Raw genomic sequence first — 21,615 nt, 5'->3', positions numbered from 1 at the left:
TCACGCAGATGCGCGAAAGGCGCGACCTGGGCCGCGCCTTTCGGCAAAACCACCGCGGTGGCGGATCAGCGCGGCGAGCCGACCACCTTCACCGTCGCGGTCGACGCATCGTTGCCGGCGACCGGATCCAGGCTGGCCGCGGTGACCTGCGCGCGCAGCACGATCTGCGTCTGGTCGGCACGGGTCGGCGCCACCAGCCGCAGGGCGAAGCCGCGCATCGAGCGCGCGACCTGCGTGCCGGCCGAGCAGGTGGCGCGGAAGCCGGCGTCGGCGTCCACCACGTTGCAGGTCCAGCCGGCGGCCGGAGTCATCGTCGCCGACGCGGCCGGCACGTTGCCGGTGACCGTCAGTGTCGGCGCGATCGCGATGTCCGGGCCGAGGTTGACCACGCTCACCGCATACAGCGTCGGGCGGCCGCCGACCGCGACCGGCAGGCCGGACACCGTCGCGGCGAGGTCCGCCTTCTGCGTGATCGACAGCTGCGCGGACGCGGCGTTGTTCGACGTGTCCGGATCCAGCGAACGCGCGTCGGCCGAGGCGACCAGCAGCAGCGGTCGGCCACGAAGCGCCGGCGTGGGCTGCGCGGTGATCGCGAAGTCCGCATCGGCGTTGGCGGCGAGCGCATCGGCGCGGCAGTCGACAGACGTATGGCCCGACGCGATCACGTTCGGCGCGCAGGTCCAGCCCGCCGGGGCGGCGACCGCGAGGTCCGGCAGCTCGGCATCGAGCTCGAAGCCGATTTCCGGGAAGTCGGCCTGCTCCGGGCCGTTGTCGTGCAGGCGCACGTCGAAGCGCAGCGGCTGGCCGGGCACCACGGCGGCGGCGTGTGCGCTCACTACGAGATCCGCGCGACGACGCGGTACGAAGTAGGCGACGACCGGGTCGTGGTCGGACAGGCGCGACGGCGAGTTCGCATCGTTGCGGTTGGTTTCCGGGAAGTCCGCATTGATGCGCGCGTGGTCGACCTGCAGGTCGCGCGTGGCGACGACGAGGTCTTCGTTGACCAGCACGTGGTCCAGGCTCTGCGCGTTGCCGTCAAACGAGAACGAATAGCGCTCGTCCTGCGGCTCGACCGTGGTCAGGTTGACGAAGTCCGGATCGACCAGATCGTTGCCATCGCCATAGACCGCGGTTTCCGCGTCCGGTGCCGGCTTGCCGATGGTGGTGCCCATCGAATCGGTGAAGCCGTCGTTGAACTCGAACGCGTTGAAGTCGCCGAGCACCACCACGCGCGTGTCCGGTGCTTCGTGCTGCCGCGCGTTGAGATAGGCCGCGAGGAATTCGGCCTGGCGCTGGCGCTTGCTGCGGATGCGGTCGCCTTCGTCGTCGGCCGTTTCCGCACCGCTGAGCGAACGCTGGTGCGCGATCACGACGTTGATCGGGAACGCGCGGCCGTCGGCGTAATGCACCACGGCCTTCAGCGCGAGCGGCGGACGATCGTTGAGTAGGCTGGTCGAACCGTTCGGCGCAGTGAACGTCGTGTCCTTGCCGATCTGCTGGACGTCGACGACTTCCACGCGCGGCGTACCGCCGGCGACTTCCACCGTCTTGATCAGGAAGCCGACGTCGATGCCGCCGACGTCATTGCCTTCGACCAGATACGGCACGTAGTTCGGATTCGGCTGGCCCGCGGCGACCGCATCGTTGTTCACGCGATCGGCGATGCGCTGCAGCACCGACAGGTTTTCCATCTCGACCACGCCGAGGATGTCCGGCGCGCGCAGCGATTCGCGGATGCCGATCGAGGCCTTCGACAGGCGACGCTCCAGCGCGGCGGCGCTGAGGCGCACGTCGCTCTTGCCCGGGTCGTCGACGTCGTCGAAGAAGCGCTCCATGTTGTAACCGGCGACCGAGAACGCATCGGCCGGTGCTTCCTTCGCGGCGCGCGGCGCCGGACCCGGCGTCAGCGTGCCGGTCGAATCCGGCAGGATCTGCCAGCGACGGAAGCTGTAGTTCAGCGGGCCGGTGAGGTCGGCGATGTGCGCGCCGGCGGCAACGTCGAGCATCGCGCCACCGAGCGCATCGCTGTCGACCGACATCACTTCCGGGTTGAAGTCCCACTGCGGGATCGGCGGAATCGTGCCGGCGGGCGGCGCGTCCGGCGCCTGGATGCCGGGCTCGCGGAACGGACGTGGCACGCCGGCGACGGTGCCGTAGAACAGGCCGTTGCTCGCGCTCGTGGCCTGCGCTTCGTTGACGAAGCCGTCGGTGGGTGCGGTGGCGACGAAGTCATGCACGATCACGCGCATCGACTCGACGCGCTCGAGCTGCTCGAGACCGCCGTGCGGGTCGGGGAACGTCGCGGTCAGTTCGACCGGCGCGGGTAGCGGATACGTCGCGTCGTCGACCGGAGCGACGACGATCGCGCCGCCCATTTCGGTCAGCGGCTGCTGGCCGGGATCGGTGGACGGAACGAACTCGGAGATCGTGCCGCGCGTGACCACCCAGCGGCCCACCTGCGCGGACGCCGGCGGCGCGCTGCTGGTGAACACGAAGATGCCTTCCGACGTCGACGCATCGGCGTCGGCATCGACGTCGCGACTCTGCAGGAAGAAGCCCTTCGACGTGCGCCCGGTGACGATGCCGCGCGTCGCGACCACCTGGCCCGCCAGCGGCGAACGCGCGCCCGAGCCCTGGATCTGCGAGATCGGGATGATCTGGAAATCGTCGTTGACGATCGTGCCGAGGCCGTCGACGTCGCCGGCTTCCGCGCCGACGAGGTTCGACACGACGACATGCAACGTCTCGTCGTTCTCGATCGCGTCGTCGCCATTGACGGTGACGGTGATCTGGGTGCGGTCGCTGCCCGCGGGGATGGTCGCGGTCGCGTCGGTCACGCCGACGAAATCGCTGCCCGCGGTCGCGGTGCCGTCGACGGTCGACCAGCGAAACGTCACGCCGCTCGCGCCTGCGGGCTGGGTGAGCTTGACGGTGAACACCAGCGACGCCGTGCCCGCATTGCCTTCGTTGACCGACACGTCGTCGATGCTGGCGAGGGTCTGCGTGGCGCCGCAGAGGTGCGCTGCGCTCGAACGGTTGCGCGGGTTCGGCGCGGCGACGCTGAAGTCGCCCGCGTTGTTGTTGCCGTCCACGCAGTCATTCGTGCGGATCGCGGCGGTGGTATTGCTCAGCGTTGCAGTGGGGCCGGTGCCTTCGGCGCAGGTGCTGCCGCTGCCGTACGCGACCACGTCGACCGCGGCGCCCGGGCAGCCGGCGGGCAAGGTGGTGTTGCCGGCGACCAGCGCGATCTTGCCGGCGGTGCCCGACATCGCGAGCGTGCCGGTCGCATCGGGCGTGGGGAGTGCGGCCTGCGTGCCAGCGCCGTCAGCTTCCTTGACCAGGTAGTACGCGCCCGCCGGGATCGAGCCGGACAGGTTCGTCTTCTGCCAGCTGGTGCCGGTGCTGGACGCGTACTGCACCGACCAGGTCGAGACGTCCACCGCGGACGTGCCGGTGTTGTGCAGCTCGATGAAGTCGCTCTTGAACGGCGCGCCGGAATTGCCGCCGCCGCCGTAGACCTGGCTGATGACGACCTGCGCCTGGGCAGGCGCGACGATGAGCACGCCGAGGGCGAAGCCGAGCGCCGCCAGACGTCGAAATGACCGATCCATGTTCTTTCCCCATGTGCCCGGGAGGCGACGCCTCCCGCATCCCGCGCACCGGCGCGGCCCCGGCCCCGCAGGCATGCCCGCGAAGCGGCCGGAATTGTGGCGCGAATACGTTGCCAAAGCGTGACGGCGGTCGCCTGCGCTACGCTGCCGGCCCGCACGGGGCCCCGACCGATGAGCATCGAGAACAACGAGCGTCCGCTGGAAAGCGGCGTCCACACCGACCTTGCCGGTCGACTGACCTACGGCGGCTACCTGCGCCTGGATCGCCTGCTGTCCGCGCAGGAGCCGCTGTCGGATCCGCCGCAGCACGACGAGCTGCTCTTCATCTGCCAGCACCAGGTCAGCGAGCTGTGGATGAAGCTGATGATCCACGAGCTGCGCGCGGCGGTCGGTTTCCTGCGCGCGGACGACGTCGGCGCCTGCCAGAAGGTGTTCGCGCGCTGCAAGGCGATCCTGCGCCAGCTCACCGAGATGTGGACGGTGCTGGAGACGCTCACGCCGGCCGACTACATGAAGTTCCGCGACATCCTCGGGCCGTCGTCCGGCTTCCAGTCCTTGCAGTACCGCGCGATCGAATTCCTGCTCGGCAACAAGAACGCGCGGATGCTCGAGGTGTTCGCACATGACGCCGACGCGCACGCGATGCTCGACGAACTGCTCCGCGCGCCCAGCCTGTACGACGAAGCGCTGCGCTACCTCGCCCGACATGGCCATCCGGTGCCGCCGCGCCTGCTCGAGCGCGACTGGACGGTCACGCACGTGTCCGATCCGGAGCTGCTTCCGGTGCTCGAAGCGATCTACGAGGACTCGACCACGCACTGGGTCGCGTACCAGTTGTGCGAAGACCTGGTCGACCTCGAGACGCAGTTCCAGCTCTGGCGCTTCCGCCACATGCGCACGGTGATGCGCATCATCGGTTTCAAGCGCGGCACGGGCGGTTCGTCGGGCGTGGGCTTCCTCAAGCAGGCGCTGGAACTCTCGTTCTTCCCGGAGCTGTTCGAGGTGCGTACGCGGATCGGCGTCGACCTCGCGCCATCGCCCTAAGCACGTCGCGTCGCCTCGCCGCTGGACGGATGCGCGGTGCTCACCCGTCAGGCGGAAGACTTCGCGCCGATCGCACCGGCCGCGAAGCCCTGTTCAGCCCATTAACGCTGCTGCATTGCAGCAACATGTCCGGTTTGACGCGTTGCGCGCCGTTCGGACATTCTCGGCCGGTTGCTCGCGCCCGCGAATTTCCGTGGGCGTCTCTTTTACGAAGCAGGAATCATCGAATGAGTGCGCAAGTACCCGACGCCGCAGAACCGATGGGCCCGCCGCTGCATGCGCCGGGCGGCCCGAACATCACGCCGCCCGAGTTCAACCAGGTCATGGGGCATCCGAAGCCGTTGTGGATGCTCTTCATGTCGGAGTTCTTCGAACGCTTCGCGTTCTACGGCATCCGCTGGGCGCTGGTGCTGTACATCGTCGCGCAGTTCCACGGCGGCAACGCCACCGGCGAGAAGCCGGCGAGCGAGCTGTACGGCGCGTACCTCGCACTCGTGTATGCCGGCGCGATCTTCGGCGGCTGGATCGCCGACAAGCTGGTCGGCTACCAGCGCTCGATCCTGCTGGGCGCGGCAATCATGGCGCTCGGCCTGTTCATGATCGCGGTGCCGAACGAGCAGATCTTCAAGCTCGGCCTCGCCACCGTCATCGTGGGCAATGGCCTGTTCAAGCCGATCATTTCGACGATGGTTGGCAAGCTCTATCGCGCTGAGGATCAGCGTCGCGATTCGGGCTTCACCATCTTCTACATGGGCATCAACCTCGGCGCGATGATCTCGCCGCTGATTACTGATGCGCTGGCGAAGCAGGTCTTCGGCACGACAGGCATGCCGTCCTACAAGGTCGTGTTCATCGCCGCGGGCGTGGGCATGATCCTGTCGCTGCTGTGGTTCTGGATTGGGCGTAGCCAGCTCAAGGGCATCGGTCTTCCACCTGCGGGCAAGGAGAGCATGAGTCGCACTGCGATGGTCGCGGTCGGCGGCCTGGTCATCGGCGTGCCGGCGTTCTACTTCCTGTTGACCATCAGCGCGCATGCGCTGCAGTACATCCTGATGGCGCTGATCATCGTGCCGGCGATCATGCTGCTGGTCGAAGGCATTCGCGAAGGCAAGGTCGCGCGCGACAAGGTGATCGCGATGCTGATCATCTTCGTGTTCAACGTGCTGTTCTGGGCGTTCTTCGAACAGGCCGGCAGCTCGTTCAACTTCCTCGCCGACAAGATCGTCAACCGCCAGTTCGGCAGCTGGGAATTCCCGGTCGCGTGGTTCCAGTCGGTGAACTCCGTTGCGATCATCACCCTGGCGCCGCTGATGGCGTGGATGTGGGTGGCGATGGGCCGCGCAAATCCGTCGATCCCGCGCAAGTTCGGCCTGGGCCTGATCTTCAACGGCCTCGCGTTCCTGCTGCTGATGTTCGCGCTGACCAAGCTGGTCGATCCGCAGAGCCTGAAGATCCCGTTCTGGACGCTGTTCGCGGTGTACGTGATCCAGTCGATCGGCGAGCTCTGCCTGTCGCCGATCGGCCTGTCGATGACGACCAAGCTCGCACCGGCACGTTCGGCCGGCTTCGCGATGGGCTGCTGGTTCCTGTCGATCGCGATCGGCAACAACCTGGCCGGCATCTTCGCGGGCGAGGCCAGCGGCGAAGGCGGCATGACCACCGCGTCCGCGCTGACGGCCTACACGACCGGCTTCTGGCTGCTCGCCGGCTCCGGCGTGCTGCTGTTCCTCATCGCGCCGCTGGTGCAGCGCCTGATGCACGGCATCAAGTAACTCGATCGTTCGATACGAAAAAGGCGGCCTCCGGGCCGCCTTTTTCTTTGCACGCTCGATGCGACGTCAGCGCGTACCGAGATCGGCTTCCGCGCGCAGTTCGAGTTCGTCCAGGCGATCGAGCAGGCGGAACAGCACGTCGCGTTCGTCCGCGGCCATGCCGTCGAGCAGGCGCTTCTCGAACGCGATGGCAAGCGGCGCGACCTGGTCGTGGATGTCGCGCCCCGCATCACTCAGCCGCAGCACCGACCGACGGCGATCGTCGTCGTGCGTCTCGCGCTCCACGCGTCCGGCTTCGACCAGCCCGGCGACGGCGCGGCTCACCGCCACCTTGTCCATCGCCGTGCGCTGCGCGACCTCGCCGGCCGACAGCTCCGGATAGCGGCCGAGCACGGCCATCACCCGCCATTCGGTGACGCCGAGATCGAAGCGCTCGGAGTACATCTGCGCGATCGCGCCGCTGACGCGGTTGCTCAGCACCGACAGCCGGTAGGGCAGGAAATGCTCGAGATCGAGGGTGGCGGCGTCACGGTTCAGGCTCATGCTGCGTCGCGCCTTGCAAGTAGTTTCATCTGAAACTATAAAGCTTCGACCCTGCGCCGCAAGCCCGGCGCGACTTCCACCTTCGAGGACTCCCCCATGAGCGCGCAACCGAATCTCGGCATGCAGGTCACCACGTTCGAGAACCCGATGGGGATCAACGGCTTCGAATTCGTCGAATTCGCCGCGCCCCAAGGCGAGGGCGAGGCCATGCGCGACTACCTGCGCCGCCTCGGCTTCAGCCCGGTCGCCAAGCACAAGAGCCGCGCGATCACGCTGTTCCGCCAGGGCGGCGTCAACTTCCTGCTCAACGAAGAGCCCGACTCGTTCGCGTCGAAGTTCGCGGCCGAGCACGGCCCGTCCGCCTGCGGCTTCGCGATCCGCTTTACGAAGCCGACCACCGAAGTGCTGCGCCACGTCACCGCGAACGGCGGCGAGGAAATCGACGGCGACGGCGCGGTCGGCGCGCTGAAGATCAAGGGCATCGGTGACTGCATGCTCTATCTCGTCGACGACGGCGCGAACGTCTACGAAGACTACGAAGCGATTCCCGGCGCCGACCAGAACCCGCGCGGTTTCGGCCTGACCTTCATCGACCACCTCACGCACAACCTGTTCCTCGGGAACATGCAGAAGTGGTCGGACTACTACGAGCGTCTGTTCAACTTCCGCGAGATCCGCTACTTCGACATCAAGGGCGCGAAGACCGGCCTGCTGTCGAAGGCGATGACCGCGCCGGACGGCATCGTGCGTATTCCGCTCAACGAGTCGAACGACGAGCGCAGCCAGATCAACGAATACCTGCGCGCCTACAAGGGTGAGGGCATCCAGCACATCGCGCTGTTCACCGACGACATCTACGAATCGATCGAAGCGATGCGCGAAGCGGGCGTCGCCTTCCTCGACACGCCGGATACCTATTTCGACGTGATCGACCAGCGCGTTCCGAACCATGGCGAGGATGTCGAGCGCCTGCGTCGCAATGCGATCCTGATCGACGCCGACCTCGAGACGAAGGAACGCAAGCTGCTGCAGATCTTCACCCAGAACGCGTTCGGCCCGATCTTCTTCGAGATCATCCAGCGCAAGGGCAACGAAGGCTTCGGCGAAGGCAACTTCCAGGCGCTGTTCGAATCGATCGAACGCGACCAGATGAAGCGCGGCGTGCTCTGACGCACCGATCCACCGGCCCCTGTTCGCAGGGGCCTTTCGCATCCGCGACAGGAACCCTGCGATGACGATCGAAAGCACCGGCTATCAGTCCGGCTTCGGCAACGAGTTCGCCACCGAAGCGCGCGCCGGCACGCTGCCGGAAGGCCGCAATTCGCCGCAGCGCGTCGCGCACGGCCTGTACGCGGAACAGATCTCCGGCACCGCGTTCACCGCGCCGCGCCATGCGAACCGTCGCAGCTGGCTGTATCGCATCCGTCCCGCGGCGATGCATGGCCCGTTCGCGCGCTACGAAGGCCCGGCGTCGACCACGTTCCACAATGATTTCGACACCGGCCCGGTCAGCCCCGACCAGATGCGCTGGAGCGCGATGCCGTTGCCGGGCGACGATGCGTCCGTCGATTTCCTCGATGGCCTGTTCACCATGGCCGGCAACGGCTGCGCGGCCTCGCAGTCGGGTATCGGCGTGCATCTCTACGCCGCTAATCGCGACATGCAGGGCCGCTGGTTCTACGACGCCGACGGCGAGCTGCTGATCGTTCCGCAGCAAGGCCGCCTGCACATCGAAACCGAACTCGGCGTGCTCGACGTCGAGCCGCAGCAGATTGCGGTGATTCCGCGCGGCATCCGCTTCGCGGTGAAGCTGCCCGACGGTGCATCGCGCGGCTACATCTGCGAGAACTTCGGTGCGTTCATGCGGCTGCCGGACCTCGGCCCGATCGGTTCGAATGGCCTCGCCAATCCGCGTGACTTCATGACGCCGAACGCCGCGTACGAGGATGTCGAAGGCGACTTCGAACTCGTCGCGAAATTCCAGGGCCATCTGTGGCGTGCGGACATCGGCCATTCGCCGATCGACGTCGTCGGCTGGCACGGCAACCACGCGCCGTACGTGTACGACCTTCGCCGCTTCAACGCGATCGGTTCGATCTCGTTCGACCATCCCGATCCGTCGATCTTCCTGGTGCTCACCAGCCCGAGCGACACGCCCGGCGTCGGCAACATGGATTTCGTGATCTTCCCGCCGCGCTGGCTCGTCGCGCAGGACACGTTCCGCCCGCCGTGGTTCCACCGCAACATCGCGAGCGAGTTCATGGGCCTGATCCACGGTGCGTACGACGCGAAAGCCGAAGGTTTCTCTCCGGGCGGTTGTTCGCTGCACAACTGCATGACGGGGCACGGGCCGGATGCGACGACGTTCGACAAGGCATCGAACGCGGACCTGTCGAAGCCCGACTTCATCAAGGACACGATGGCCTTCATGTTCGAAGCGCGCTTCGTGATCCGCCCGACGCAGCAGGCGATCGACGCGGCGCATCGCCAGCGCGACTACCAGGCCTGCTGGGCGGGGCTGAAGAAGAACTTCGCCGGCTGACGTTTCGCGACGGGTTCACGGCCGCCGGCTAGGCTGCCGCGAACCGACCGTGGAGCGCCCCATGAAGCACGTTGCATCGCTGATCCTCGTGGCCGGGCTGTGCGCCTGCTCCGGCCGACCCGCCAGTGATGCCACGTCTGCGACCTCGGATTCCGCAGCGTCGGCGCCTGCGGCATCGGGTACCGCACCAACTTCTGCAGACGCAGCGACGGCGGCGACGCCCGCATCGACCGACACGCCGGCCACCGCTGACGCATCGACAGGCGCGACCGCATCGACGCCGCCACCCGGCGCGCAGGGCATCGCCGTCGGCGAACCGAACCCGAGTGCACCCGGTGGCCTGCACACGCCGGCGAATGATCCCGCGCCGTCGACCGCCAACAGCCCGGCGCACTTCGACGGCTACGGCGACATGAAGTTCGGCATGACGGTCGACCAGGCCAAGAAGGCGTTCAACCGCGAACTCGGTGGCACTGTGAAAGCCGGCGAGTGCGGCTATCTCAATCCGGTCGGCGAACTCGGCGCCGCGGGACTTCGTTTCATGTTCGACGGCGGCAAGTTCGCGCGCTACGACGTCAGCAACGATCGCGCGGTCGCGCCGGGCGGCGGGCGCCGTGGCATGAGCATCGACGACATCCGTCGCCTGTACGCAGGTCGCGTGACCGAAACGCCGCACAAGTACGTCGACGGCGGCAAATACCTAAAGGTGTCGGGCAACGGCGGCGCGGTGGTGTTCGAAACCGATGCCGCGGGCAAGGTCACCGCATGGCATGCGGGTGTTGCGCCGCAGGTCGACTACATTGAAGGCTGTTCCTGAGGATCGACCATGCCCGACGTCACCGCTTCCGCGCTGTGGTTCCTGCTCGCCCTCGTGCTGCTCGCGCTGGGCGGCGATTCGATCGTTAGAGGCGCAGCAGGACTTGCGCGACGCTTCGGCTGGCCGCCGTTCGCGGTCGGTCTGGTGCTGGTCGCGTTGGCGACGTCCATCCCCGAGCTGGTCGTCAACTTCTATGCGGTCGCGAAAGGCGACGGTGAACTCGCGCTCGGCAACGCCGTCGGCAGTAACGTCGTCAATGTCGGCCTGACGCTCGCGCTCGCCGCGATCGCGGCTCCCGTGTTGGTGCGCTGGCGTTCGCTGTCGCATCTGCTGATCGCGTTGCTAGCGGCGACGGCGCTGGTGCTGGTGATGTCGCTCGACGGCCAGCTGTCGATGCTCGACGGCGCGATCCTTGTCATCGCATTCGTCGCGATCATCGCCTTCAAGGTCACGCGCAGCGCGGATGAATCGCCGGAAGTGCGCGCGGAGATCGAAGGCTTCACGCGCACCAGCGACATGCTCGCGCAGAACCTCGTGCGCATCGTGCTGGCGGCGGTGTTCCTCGGCTACGGCGCGCGGCTCATCGTGCAGCACGCGCCGGTGGTCGGCGAAGCGATGGGCCTGACGCCGCTGCTCACCGGCCTGCTGCCGGTCGCGATCGCGACCGCGCTGCCCGAAGCTGCGGGCGCGATCGGCGCGGCACGACGCGGGCAGGGCGACCTGGTCGCGGGCCACGTGATCGGATCGAGCCTGGTCAACATCCTGCTTGTGCTCGGTGGCATGGCGCTGCTCGCGCACGGGCTGGCGATCCCGGCATCGTTCGTGCGCTACGAGCTGCCGGCCGCATTCGTGTTCGGCGCGCTGATGCTGCCGGTGCTGCGTGGCGACATGCGCGTCTCGCGCAACGAAGGCATCGTGCTGTTCGTCGCGATGCTCGCCTGGATCGCCTTCGAGATCGTCCGCCTGCACCGCTGAGTCGCAGGACGCGGCCGATATACTCGGCCGCATGGATGGAATCCGCAGTCATTCGGCCATCGGGCTGCGCGCCGTGCGTGCACTGGCCGACTTCTTCCGGCTGGAGGCGGCCGGCGGCATCGTGCTGATCGCGGCCGCAGTGGTCGCGATGATCTGCGCGAATTCACCACTGTCGGGCGCATACGAAGCATTCCGCGAGATGCCGTTCGCCGTGCGCATCGGCGATGCGGAACTCGCGAAGCCGCTGCTGCTGTGGATCAACGACGGCCTGATGGCCATCTTCTTCCTGCTGGTCGCGCTGGAGATCAAGCGCGAGGCCACCAGCGGGCAACTCGCCGAACGCAGCCAGCTGGTGCTCCCGCTCGCATGTGCGATCGCGGGCGTCGCGCTGCCTGCGCTGATCTTCGTCGCGTTCAATCGCGGCGATGCCGGCGCACTGCGTGGCTGGGCGGTGCCGACCGCCACGGACATCGCATTCGCGCTCGGCGTACTCGCGCTGCTCGGCCCGCGCGTGCCGGTCGGCATGAAGCTGCTGCTGTCGACGATCGCGGTGGTCGACGACCTGATCGCCATCCTCATCATCGCGGTCTTCTACTCGCACGGCATGTCCCTGTTCGCGCTCGGGCTCGCGGCCATCGCGCTCATCGCGATGTTCGTGCTCAACCGCATGCACGTCACCGCGCTGACGCCGTACCTCGTGCTGGGCGCGGTGCTGTGGCTGTGCGTCTTGAAGTCGGGCGTGCACGCGACGCTGGCGGGCGTCGCCACAGGCCTGATGATTCCGCACGTCGACAAGCGCAACGACATCGACGACGAGATCGAGCATTCGGCACTCGAGACGCTCGAACACGCGCTGCATCCATGGGTCGCCTACGCGATCCTGCCGCTTTTCGCGTTTGCGAATGCTGGGCTCGCGGTGCGCGGAATGGCAGCCGGTGACATGTTCGATGCGCTACCGCTCGGTATCGCGCTGGGACTGGTGCTCGGCAAGCCGATCGGCATCGCCGGTGCGGCGCTCGGTCTGCGTGCGCTCGGCCTTGTACGCCTGCCCGAAGGCATGAATACGCGCTCAACGCTGGGGCTGGGTCTGCTGTGCGGCATCGGCTTCACCATGAGCCTGTTCATCGCCTCGCTCGCGTACGAAGACGTGCATCGTTACGAGGAAGCGGTGCTCGGCGTGCTGGCTGCGTCGGTGTTGTCGGCCGTGCTCGGCTACGCGTGGCTGCGGCCGGCACTCGCACGGAACGCTGCCTGATGCGTCATGCACTGGTGTTCGGCGGAACCGGGCAGATCGGCGAGCCGCTGATCGATCGCCTGCGCAATGCCGGCTGGCGCGTCACCGCGTTGTCGCGCAATGCGCAGCGCGACGAGCCCGGCCTCACCTGGTTGCAGGGTGCGTTCGATTCGATGCCGCCGCTGCCGGCGGAGGTCGATGCGATCGTGAGCTGCGGACCGCTCGATGCGTTCTCGCACTGGTATGCGCGCACTCCGCCGAAGACGGCTCGCTTGATCGCATTCGGATCGACCAGCGTGATGGTGAAGCAGCATTCGGTCGATCCCGAGGAACGCGACGTCGCGCAGCGCCTGCAACTCGCCGAAGATCGTTTGATGACGGCTGCGCGCGAACGCGGTGCCGCAACCACGATCCTGCGCCCGACGCTGGTCTACGGCGCCGCACGCGACGCCACGCTGAGCCGCATCGCCCGCATCGCGCATCGCATGCGCTGGTTTCCATTGCCGCGTCGTGCGACGGGCCTGCGCCAGCCGGTGCATGTCGTCGACCTCGCAGCTGCAGCGGTGGATAGCATCGGCGCGACCGCCGCGCACGATCGCGCCTTTGATCTGCCCGGCGGCGAAACACTGATGTATCGCGACATGGTGCGCCGCGTGCTGCGCGTGCTGGAACCGCCGGCGCACCTGATCGAACTTCCCTTGCCGGTATTCGAATTTGCGGTGCGCATGGCGCAGTCGCGTGGCATCGCGACCGGTTTCGGCGACGCCGCGATCGAACGTATGCGTCGCGACCTCGTATTCGACGCAGCGCCCGCACGCGAAGCGTTCGGTTACGGGCCGCGCGCGTTCACGCCCAAGGCGTCGATGTTTCCACGCTCGGGCTGATCAGATCTCGGCGGGTTCGCGCACGACGTCGCGCGATTTAGCGAGCGCGCGCAAGGCGATGATCAGCACGCCGCCCAGCACCATCGCGCCGCCGACCAGCAGTCGCGGCCCCGGGCGGTCGCCCCAGAACACGATGCCGAGGATCACCGCCAGCACCGGCGAGATGAGCAGCCACGGCGTGACCTGCGCGATCGGATGTCGCTTCACCAGCACGTAGTACAGACCGTGGCCGAGCAGAGACGACAGGAACGCTGCATACGCCGCGCCGACCCAGCCGACCCACGACACCTGCGGTAGTTTCGCGATCGCACCGGGCTCGATGAAGTAGCTTACGGCTAGCAGCGGCAACATACTGATCAACGCGATCCAGCCCTGCTGGCTGAAGACGTCGAGCCCCTTGAGGCGCTTCATCAGCACCGTCGCGAGCGCGAGGAATACCGCGGAGATCAGCATCGAAATCAGCGAGGCCGGATGGTCGAGCACGATGGGATCGAAGCCCAGCACCAGCACGCCGCCGAAGCTCACCGCGATCGCGAGTCCTGTCCGCCATCCGAAGCGTTCGCCCAATACGAACCAGCCGAGCAGTGCCGTGATCGGCACGTAGCTCTGCATGACGATCGCCGGCGACGACAGATCACCCGCGAGCTTGAGCGAGGTGAAACTGAGCCCGAAGTGCAGGACGCCGAGGCAGATCGCGACCGCGAACAGTCGCGGCCACTGACCGCGCGCCGGACGCTTCATGAAAGGCAGCAGCGCGCCGCCGAGAATCGCGAAGCGCAATGCGGTGAACAGGAACGGCGGAATCTCGCGCAGTGCGAGTGCGGACGTCAGGAAGTTGCCCGCCCACGCGAGGCAGATCAGCAGCACCAGTACGAGATCGCGGCCGCCGAGGCCGGCGTTGCGCGTCATCAGTAACCGATGCCCATGCGACGGAACAGCTTGGCCATCACCCAGGCCGGGCCGATCAGCAGGTAGGTGAGGTCGGTGAAGAAGCTCGGTTTGCGACCTTCGATCTTGTGGCCGACGAACTGCCCGATCCATGCGATGACGAACACCGCGACCGCGAGCGTCAGCAGACCCTTCGCGCCGAGCACGGCGAACAGCACGCGCGTCACCAGCCCGAGCACGACGAACAGGATCGCCATGCCGAGCCCGAGGCTGCGCGAGTGGCGGTAGTAGAACAGCGCCGCGAGCAGCATGGCCGCGCCAGCGAACACGCCATCGTTGAACATCGTCGTCGGCGACGGGATGCACCATAGCAGCGCGATCACGCTCCACAGGATCGCCGGCACGCACCACACGTGGATGTGCTGGTTGGTGTCGTTGCGATGGTCGTCGCTGTAGCTCGCGAACCAGCGGTCGATGGGACGGACGTCGGCGTTCATGGTCGCTCTCCGGCGAAGGCGATCATCATGCCGCAGCGTGTGCGCGCCCGGCGTTGCAACGGTGGGACGGCCGGTAGGCAGTCCGATGCCTCAGTCGACCGAAATGCCAGCCAGGCGATCGAGTGCTTCGGCGTACTTCGCCCGCGTCCGCTCGATGACCTCGTGCGGCAGCACCGGGCCGGGCGGTGTCTTGTCCCAGTCGATCGCTTCCAGGTAGTCGCGGACGAACTGCTTGTCGTAGCTCGGCGGGCTGGTGCCGACCTGGTACGAATCGGCCGGCCAGTAGCGCGACGAATCCGGCGTCAGCATTTCGTCCATGACGTAGAGGCGGCCGTCGGCATCGGTGCCGAACTCGAACTTGGTGTCGGCGAGCAGGATGCCGCGCTGCGCGGCGTAATCCGCGGCGTAGGCGTAGAGGCGCAGCGTCGCGTCGCGCACGGCTTCGGCCAGTTCGGCACCGCACAGGCGCACCGCGGCGTCGAAGTCGATGTTCTCGTCGTGGTCGCCGACCGCGGCCTTGGTCGACGGGGTGAAGATCGGCTCCGGCAGCTTCTCGGCCTGACGCAGGCCGTCGGGCAGGGCGATGCCGGAGACGCGGCCGGTGCGCTGGTAATCCTTCCAGCCGCTGCCGATCAGGTAGCCGCGCGCGATGCATTCGATCGGCACCGGCTTGAGGCGACGCGTGACCACCGCGCGCTTCGCGTACAGCGCGGCGTCGACGCCGGCGGGCAGCACGCTCCCGACGTCGATACCGGTGAGATGGTTCGGCACGATGTGCGCGGTCTTGCCGAACCAGAAATTGCTGATCTGGCAGAGCATCTCGCCCTTGCCGGGAATCGGGTCGGGCAGCACGACGTCGAACGCGCTGAGGCGATCGGTCGCGACCATGAGCAGATGGTCACCATCGTGTGCGACTTCGGGCGGCAGGCGATCGGCCGGCACGTCGAACACGTCGCGGACCTTGCCGCGGTGACGCAGGTGGAGCCCGGGCAGTTCGGACGTCAGCAGCGAAGGTCGCATGGGCCTGTCGAACACGGCCGCCGGAGGCGGCGGGCCGGGCAGTGTACGCCGGCCGCCGTCGTGCTGCAGGTACACTGCCGGCCCGATCTCCGACCCCGCAGGCAGGGCCCGCCGCGTGCGAACGACCCGGTGGTACGGCAAATTGCTGGGCTTCTTCGCGGGTGCCGCGCTGCTGCGCGCCGAGCCGCCGCTGGGCGCGCTGCTCGGGCTGCTGATCGGGCATGCGTTCGACGCCGACTGGTTCCGCCTGCGCGACGATCCCTACCGCATCCTCAAGGTGCCGGACGACGCCAGCGATGCGGACATCGACCAGGCCTACCGCCGGATGATGTCGCAGTACCACCCCGACAAGTTCGCGACCGCCGCACCCGAGCTGCGTCGTCGCGCCGAGATCAAGGCGCGCGACATCAACGGCGCCTACGACCGCATCCAGGCGCTGCGCAAGCCGCGTCGCTGACTTCAGAGACCGCCATGCAATCGACCGTCATCGCACCGTCCATCCTGTCCGCGAACTTCGCCAAGCTGGGTGAGGAAGTCGACAACGTGCTGAAGGCGGGCGCCGACTGGGTGCACTTCGACGTGATGGACAACCATTACGTGCCCAACCTCACCATCGGCCCGATGATCTGCGAGGCGCTGCGCAAGCACGGCGTCACCGCACCGATCGACGTGCACCTGATGGTGGAGCCGGTCGATCGCATCGTTCCGGATTTCGCGAAAGCCGGCGCGTCGATGATCACGTTCCACCCGGAAGCGAGCCGGCACGTGCATCGCACCGTGCAGCTGATCAAGTCGCTCGGTTGCCAGGCGGGCATCGTGCTCAATCCGGCAACGCCCGTCGACGTGCTCGACTACGTGCTGTCGGACATCGACATGGTGCTGCTGATGTCGGTGAACCCCGGCTTCGGCGGGCAGGCCTTCATTCCGTCCGCGCTCGACAAGCTGCGCCGCGTGCGGTCGATGATCGATGCGAGCGGCCGCGACGTGCGGCTGGAGATCGATGGAGGCGTCAAGGCCGACAACATCGCGGAGATCGCAGCGGCGGGCGCGGATACGTTCGTCGCGGGCTCGGCGATCTTCAACGCGCCGGGCTACGCCGACGTGATCGCGCACATGAAGTCCGCGGTGGACGACGCGCGCCGTCGCTGAAAAAGAAAAGCCGGTGTCCGAAGGCACCGGCTGGGGAATCAAGGAGGCATCCTGCCTCGCCAGTCGTCCCTGCGATGGCCTCCCATATTCCGGATGCGCGGTGACAGGTCGATGACACCGGGCGCGCTCATGCATGAATGCACCGCCGTTTCGCCCGCGACGCGCAAGCCGCTATAGTCCGGCCCCATGACTCCGCACACGCAATCGCATCGCCTCGCCACGGGTTGGCGATGGTGGCCCTGAGCCGCCGTCGTCCATCGCACCCGTCGTTCTTCCGAGGAGATTCCGCGTGACATCGTTCGAGTCGTTCCAGCAGCAGGCCGATGCCGGCCACAACCGCATTCCCGTCGTCCGCGAAGTGCTGTCGGATCTCGACACGCCGCTGTCGGTGTATCTGAAGCTCGCCGACGGCCCGCATACGTACCTGTTCGAGTCGGTCGAAGGCGGCGAGCGCTTCGGTCGCTATTCGATCATCGGGCTGCCGGCGCGTCGGGTGTACGCGTTCGCCGGCCACACGCTGTTCGTCACCGAGGACGGCGAGCTCGTCGAATCGCGCGACGTCGAGGATCCGTTCGCGGAAGTCGAGCGTTTGCGCACCGCGCATTCGGTGCCGCGCCTCGAAGGCCTGCCGGGCTTCACCGGTGGACTGGTCGGCTGGTTCGGTTTCGAGTGCATCGACTACATCGAGCCGCGACTCGCCGCCGGCGGACGCGGCAAGCGCGACGAACTTGGCACGCCCGACATCCTGCTGATGCTCAGCGAGGAAGTCGCCGTGTTCGACAATCTCAAGGGTCGGCTGTATCTCATCGTGCATGCCGATCCGTCGCAGCCGCATGCGTTCGCGCGCGCGAACCGTCGTCTCGACGAACTCACGCATCGGCTGCGCCAGGGCGGGCCGGGCTATCCGGAAACGCTGCACGCTGCCGCGCTCGACGAAGGCGACTTCGTATCGGGTTTCACCCGCGACGGCTTCATCGCCGCGGTCGAGAAGTCCAAGGACTACATCCGCGCCGGCGACATCTTCCAGGTGGTGCTGAGCCAGCGCCTGTCGGTGCCGTTCACTGCGCGGCCGGTCGACGTCTACCGCGCGCTGCGTGCGCTCAACCCGTCGCCGTACATGTACTTCCTCGACGTCGGCGACATGCAGGTGGTCGGCAGTTCGCCGGAAATCCTGGTGCGGCTGGAAGACGGCGAAGTCACCGTGCGACCGATCGCCGGCACGCGCCGTCGCGGTGCGACGCCCGAGGAAGATGCAGCGCTCGAAGTCGAGCTGCTGGCCGATCCCAAGGAACGCGCCGAACACCTGATGCTGATCGACCTCGGTCGCAACGATGTCGGCCGCGTCAGCGAAGCGGGCACCGTCGAAGTCGGCGAGCAGTTCGTGATCGAGCGCTACAGCCACGTCATGCACATCGTCAGCGAAGTGACGGGGCGCCTGAAGGACGGGCTGAGCTATGCCGACGTGCTGCGCGCGACGTTCCCGGCCGGCACGGTCAGCGGCGCGCCGAAGATCCGCGCGCTGGAAGTGATCCGCGAACTCGAACCGATCAAGCGCAACGTGTATGCCGGCAGCATCGGCTACATCGGCTGGCATGGCGATGCGGACACCGCGATCGCGATCCGCACCGCCGTCATCCAGGACGGTCGCCTGTACGTGCAGGCCGGCGCGGGCATCGTGTACGACTCCGACCCCGCCGCCGAGTGGGAAGAGACGATGAGCAAGGGACGCGCGCTGTTCCGCGCCGTCGCGCAGGCCGCCAAGGGCCTTTGACGGATTAAAAAAAATTCATGGACGGGCCACCTCCCGCGCAAGTGCGGCGAGGCACCGTGGGTTCGCGGACGGATTTGTCCGCCCGGTCGAACCCATCCCCTGTTCCAGGAGCTCACCATGAAGCTGCGCACCGCTCTGCTCGCCGTCGCCCTCACCGCCGTTGCCGGCGCCGCGTTCGCCCAGGACGCCACCCCGGCCACGCCGGCGACCCCGGCCGCCCCGATGAAGTCGGCCACGCACCATTCGAAGCACCACGCCAAGCATCACGCGAAGCACCACGCCGCGAAGAAGACCGAGACCGCGAACAAGGGCTGATCGCCCCCGCGATGTCGTGAAAAAGCCCCGCCAAGCGCGGGGCTTTTTCTTTGGCCGCTTCATTACCGAACTTTCATGACGCGGCCATCGCTGCGCCAAGCGGCGCGGCGCACTGTGGTCATCAAGGCGGCACCGCACCGCCGGCACTCCGCACCATCACTCGAGAGGAATACCGCCATGAACTTCCGCACCGCTCTGATCGCTGTCGCCGCCATCGCGTTCGCCGGTTCCGCGTTCGCCGGCACCACCGCGCCGGCCAAGGCCGAAGCGCCGAAGGCTGCCGCTGCCGCACCGGCCAAGACCGCCGCCGCTGCTCCGAAGGCCACCACCGCCAAGGCTGCTCCGGCCAAGGCGGCACCGGCGAAGTCGACCACCGCGTCCAAGGACGCGAAGAAGCCGGCCGCCAAGAAGGACGAGCCGAAGAAGGGCTGAGCACGACGTCCCCCGGGCCCGTAACCCCCGGGCCCGCGATACCCCGCCGGTCCCCGCCGGCGGGGTATCTTTTTTCACCGACGCCAGTCGTACCGCACATGCGCATCCTTCTCGTCGAAGACGACCTGCACACCGCCGCGTTCATCGCGAAAGGCCTCCGCGAGGACGGCCATGCCGTCGACCAGGCGGACAACGGTCGCGACGGCCTGTTCATGGCCACGACCGAGCCCTACGACGCGCTGGTGCTCGACCGCATGCTGCCGGGTGTCGACGGCCTGACCGTGCTCAAGACCATTCGCGGCGCCGGAAGCAAAGTGCCCGTGCTGCTGCTCACCGCACTGGGCGACGTCGACAATCGTGTCGAAGGCCTGCGTGCAGGCGCCGACGACTACCTCGTCAAACCCTTCGCGTATTCCGAACTGAGTGCGCGCCTGGATTCCATTGCGCGACGCGGCGGCGCGGGCGGCAGCGAGCCGACCAAGCTGCGCGTCGCCGATCTCGAACTGGACCTGCTGAGCCGCGAAGCGCGCCGTGGCGACAAACGCATCGAACTGCAGCCACGCGAATTCCGGTTGCTCGAATACCTGATGAAGCAGGCCGAGCGCGTCGTCACCCGCACCATGCTGCTGGAAGCGGTGTGGGACTATCATTTCGATCCGCAGACCAACGTCATCGACGTGCACATCAGCCGACTGCGCCAGAAGATCGACGCCGGGTTTCCAAAGCCGCTGCTGCATACCGTGCGCGGCGCGGGTTATCGGCTGGGCACCTGACGCGTGATCCTGCTGCTGCGATCGACCAGTGCCCGGCTCGCGATCGCGGTCACGCTGTCGTTCTTTGTGGCATTCGTGGTGCTCGGCGTCGGCGTGCGTTTCACGGTGTCGACGCTGCTCGACGGCGACACCCGCGACGTAGTGCGGGCCGACGAAGCGGGCCTGCTCGAAATCGCACGCGACGATGGTCGCAAGGATTTCATCGAGGAAGTGCGCAACCGCGTCGACTCCGACGACGATGCGGCCGTCTACGCACTGTTCGATCGCGCAGGGCGTCGCATCGACGGGCCACTCGCGCGCGTACCCGGTCCGCGCGATCCGCGCGGCTGGGTCGAGTTCGCACAGAACGACGACAGTGGCCCCGTGCGCGTGATCGCCCGCGTGCATCGCTTCAACGACGGCTGGACGCTGGTCACCGGCCAGCGCACGCGCTCGCAGGACCGCTTCCTCGCACTGATGCTGCGCACCGCGCTCGCCGCCGCGCTGGTCGCGCTCACGCTCGGTGCGCTTACCGGTGCGCTTACGTCACGCTGGGTATCGCGTCGCCTGCGTGATCTCGACGACACCGCTGCGCGCGTAGGCGACGGGCAACTCGGCCTGCGTGCGCCGGTCGACGGCAGCGACGACGCGTTCGATCGTCTGTCGCGACGCTTCAACGCGATGCTCGACCGCATCGAGGATCTTCTCGGCGGCGTGCGCCACGCTACCGACCACATCGCCCACGATCTGCGCACGCCGCTGACGCGCTTGCGCAATCGTCTGGAAGAGGCGCGCCATCGCGACGAGGAAGCACGCAGTCGTGCGCTCGATGCCGCGCTCGTCGAGACCGATCAGTTGCTGCAGGCGTTCGGCGCACTGCTGCGCTTGGCGCGGATCGAAGCACAGCCGGCCGTGGCGGACGAGCCTGTTCTCGACCTCGCCGAACTCGTCGCCGACGCCGCCGAGCTCTACACCCCGAGCGCGATGGAACGCGGACTCGAACTCGAATCGCGCGCGTCGTCATGCCTGGTGCGTGGCGATCGCGACCAGTTGTTTCAGGTCATCGTCAACCTGCTCGACAACGCGCTGAAGTACGCGCCGCAGCCGTCCTGTGTGCGCATCAGCCTTGCGCACGAAGACGGCGCTGCGCTGCTGTCGGTCGACGACGAAGGCCCGGGCGTGCCCGATACCGAACGCGAGCGCGTGTTCGATCGTTTCCAGCGCTTGGAAACCCACCGCGGTTCGCCGGGAATAGGGCTGGGCCTGAGCCTCGTCCGTGCGATCGTGCTGCGCCACGGCGGGCATGTGCGGCTGGCCGATCGTGGCCCTGGGCTGGGCGTGCGCGTAGTGCTGCCGCTCGCGGAGTAAC

20 protein-coding genes are annotated in these 21,615 nt (G+C 67.3%); 15 read left to right on the top strand and 5 right to left on the bottom strand.

Features of this window, described 5'->3' with window-relative positions; all coding sequences use genetic code 11:
- Window positions 1-65: 65 nt before the first annotated feature.
- Window positions 66-3,611 (bottom strand): lamin tail domain-containing protein, encoded by a 3,546-nt coding sequence (locus tag ACVWWW_RS14570; RefSeq protein WP_051234651.1) that lies wholly within the window; start codon window positions 3,609-3,611, stop codon window positions 66-68.
- 171 nt (window positions 3,612-3,782) lie between these two features.
- On the opposite strand from ACVWWW_RS14570, the gene ACVWWW_RS14565 reads away from it, so the two are divergent.
- Together ACVWWW_RS14565 and ACVWWW_RS14560 are read left to right on the top strand one after the other, a co-directional pair.
- Window positions 3,783-4,655, top strand: a complete 873-nt coding sequence (locus ACVWWW_RS14565; RefSeq protein WP_027081768.1) for a tryptophan 2,3-dioxygenase family protein — start codon at window positions 3,783-3,785, stop codon at window positions 4,653-4,655.
- A gap of 260 nt (window positions 4,656-4,915) precedes the next feature.
- A complete protein-coding gene (locus ACVWWW_RS14560) occupies window positions 4,916-6,427 on the top strand; it encodes an oligopeptide:H+ symporter (protein WP_051234653.1) in 1,512 nt (503 codons plus the stop codon).
- Window positions 6,428-6,493: 66 nt separating this feature from the next.
- Here the strand turns inward: ACVWWW_RS14560 and ACVWWW_RS14555 are convergent, their stop codons facing one another.
- Window positions 6,494-6,970 carry a MarR family transcriptional regulator gene (locus ACVWWW_RS14555; RefSeq protein WP_027081770.1) on the bottom strand — a complete coding sequence of 159 codons (477 nt, stop codon included), beginning with the start codon at window positions 6,968-6,970 and terminating at the stop codon, window positions 6,494-6,496.
- A 96-nt stretch (window positions 6,971-7,066) separates the two neighbouring features.
- Between ACVWWW_RS14555 and hppD the strand changes: the two genes are divergently transcribed.
- The 6 genes from hppD to ACVWWW_RS14525 all read left to right on the top strand — a co-directional run bounded on the left by hppD (window position 7,067) and on the right by ACVWWW_RS14525 (window position 13,422).
- Window positions 7,067-8,140: a 4-hydroxyphenylpyruvate dioxygenase gene (gene hppD, locus ACVWWW_RS14550; protein WP_027081771.1), complete on the top strand. Its 1,074-nt coding sequence runs from the start codon at window positions 7,067-7,069 to the stop codon at window positions 8,138-8,140.
- Window positions 8,141-8,201: 61 nt separating this feature from the next.
- Window positions 8,202-9,512, top strand: coding sequence for a homogentisate 1,2-dioxygenase (hmgA, locus tag ACVWWW_RS14545; RefSeq protein ID WP_027081772.1), 1,311 nt, complete (start codon window positions 8,202-8,204; stop codon window positions 9,510-9,512).
- Window positions 9,513-9,573: 61 nt separating this feature from the next.
- Complete coding sequence (locus ACVWWW_RS14540; protein WP_081671912.1) at window positions 9,574-10,329, top strand: hypothetical protein; 756 nt, start codon at window positions 9,574-9,576, stop codon at window positions 10,327-10,329.
- Between the two features lie 9 nt (window positions 10,330-10,338).
- Entirely contained in the window at window positions 10,339-11,304 is a 966-nt protein-coding gene (locus ACVWWW_RS14535) for a sodium:calcium antiporter (protein ID WP_027081773.1), read from the top strand.
- Between the two features lie 31 nt (window positions 11,305-11,335).
- Entirely contained in the window at window positions 11,336-12,559 is a 1,224-nt protein-coding gene (nhaA, locus tag ACVWWW_RS14530; protein WP_051234655.1) for a Na+/H+ antiporter NhaA, read from the top strand.
- Window positions 12,559-13,422 carry an NAD-dependent epimerase/dehydratase family protein gene (locus tag ACVWWW_RS14525; RefSeq protein WP_036141215.1) on the top strand — a complete coding sequence of 288 codons (864 nt, stop codon included), beginning with the start codon at window positions 12,559-12,561 and terminating at the stop codon, window positions 13,420-13,422. The genes nhaA and ACVWWW_RS14525 overlap by 1 nt, the downstream gene beginning before the upstream one ends.
- On the opposite strand, the gene ACVWWW_RS14520 is transcribed toward ACVWWW_RS14525, so the two are convergent.
- The 3 genes from ACVWWW_RS14520 to ACVWWW_RS14510 all read right to left on the bottom strand — a co-directional run bounded on the left by ACVWWW_RS14520 (window position 13,423) and on the right by ACVWWW_RS14510 (window position 15,827).
- Window positions 13,423-14,331 carry a DMT family transporter gene (locus tag ACVWWW_RS14520; protein WP_051234657.1) on the bottom strand — a complete coding sequence of 303 codons (909 nt, stop codon included), beginning with the start codon at window positions 14,329-14,331 and terminating at the stop codon, window positions 13,423-13,425.
- Window positions 14,331-14,807, bottom strand: coding sequence for an Mpo1-like protein (locus ACVWWW_RS14515; protein ID WP_027081775.1), 477 nt, complete (start codon window positions 14,805-14,807; stop codon window positions 14,331-14,333). Before ACVWWW_RS14515 ends, ACVWWW_RS14520 begins: the two co-directional genes overlap by 1 nt.
- A gap of 90 nt (window positions 14,808-14,897) precedes the next feature.
- Window positions 14,898-15,827: a phosphoribosylaminoimidazolesuccinocarboxamide synthase gene (locus ACVWWW_RS14510; RefSeq protein WP_027081776.1), complete on the bottom strand. Its 930-nt coding sequence runs from the start codon at window positions 15,825-15,827 to the stop codon at window positions 14,898-14,900.
- 115 nt (window positions 15,828-15,942) lie between these two features.
- Between ACVWWW_RS14510 and ACVWWW_RS14505 the strand changes: the two genes are divergently transcribed.
- From ACVWWW_RS14505 to ACVWWW_RS14475, 7 genes are all read left to right on the top strand, one after another.
- Window positions 15,943-16,284, top strand: coding sequence for a J domain-containing protein (locus tag ACVWWW_RS14505; protein ID WP_027081777.1), 342 nt, complete (start codon window positions 15,943-15,945; stop codon window positions 16,282-16,284).
- Window positions 16,285-16,298: 14 nt separating this feature from the next.
- Complete coding sequence (gene rpe, locus ACVWWW_RS14500) at window positions 16,299-16,976, top strand: ribulose-phosphate 3-epimerase (RefSeq protein ID WP_027081778.1); 678 nt, start codon at window positions 16,299-16,301, stop codon at window positions 16,974-16,976.
- A gap of 289 nt (window positions 16,977-17,265) precedes the next feature.
- Entirely contained in the window at window positions 17,266-18,747 is a 1,482-nt protein-coding gene (gene trpE, locus ACVWWW_RS14495; protein WP_027081779.1) for an anthranilate synthase component I, read from the top strand.
- A 117-nt stretch (window positions 18,748-18,864) separates the two neighbouring features.
- Window positions 18,865-19,062 carry a hypothetical protein gene (locus tag ACVWWW_RS14490; protein ID WP_036140983.1) on the top strand — a complete coding sequence of 66 codons (198 nt, stop codon included), beginning with the start codon at window positions 18,865-18,867 and terminating at the stop codon, window positions 19,060-19,062.
- A gap of 177 nt (window positions 19,063-19,239) precedes the next feature.
- The gene (locus ACVWWW_RS14485) at window positions 19,240-19,494 is read left to right on the top strand and encodes a hypothetical protein (protein WP_051234659.1); all 255 of its coding nucleotides are present in this window, start codon (window positions 19,240-19,242) and stop codon (window positions 19,492-19,494) included.
- 98 nt (window positions 19,495-19,592) lie between these two features.
- Window positions 19,593-20,267, top strand: coding sequence for a response regulator transcription factor (locus ACVWWW_RS14480; protein ID WP_027081780.1), 675 nt, complete (start codon window positions 19,593-19,595; stop codon window positions 20,265-20,267).
- 3 nt (window positions 20,268-20,270) lie between these two features.
- Complete coding sequence (locus ACVWWW_RS14475) at window positions 20,271-21,614, top strand: sensor histidine kinase (protein ID WP_051234662.1); 1,344 nt, start codon at window positions 20,271-20,273, stop codon at window positions 21,612-21,614.
- Window position 21,615: the final 1 nt, after the last annotated feature.

Source organism: Lysobacter sp. HA18 (genome assembly GCF_054057595.1).
The sequence above is the reverse complement of the archived record's forward strand: the minus strand, read 5'-3'. Positions and strand labels throughout refer to the sequence as shown.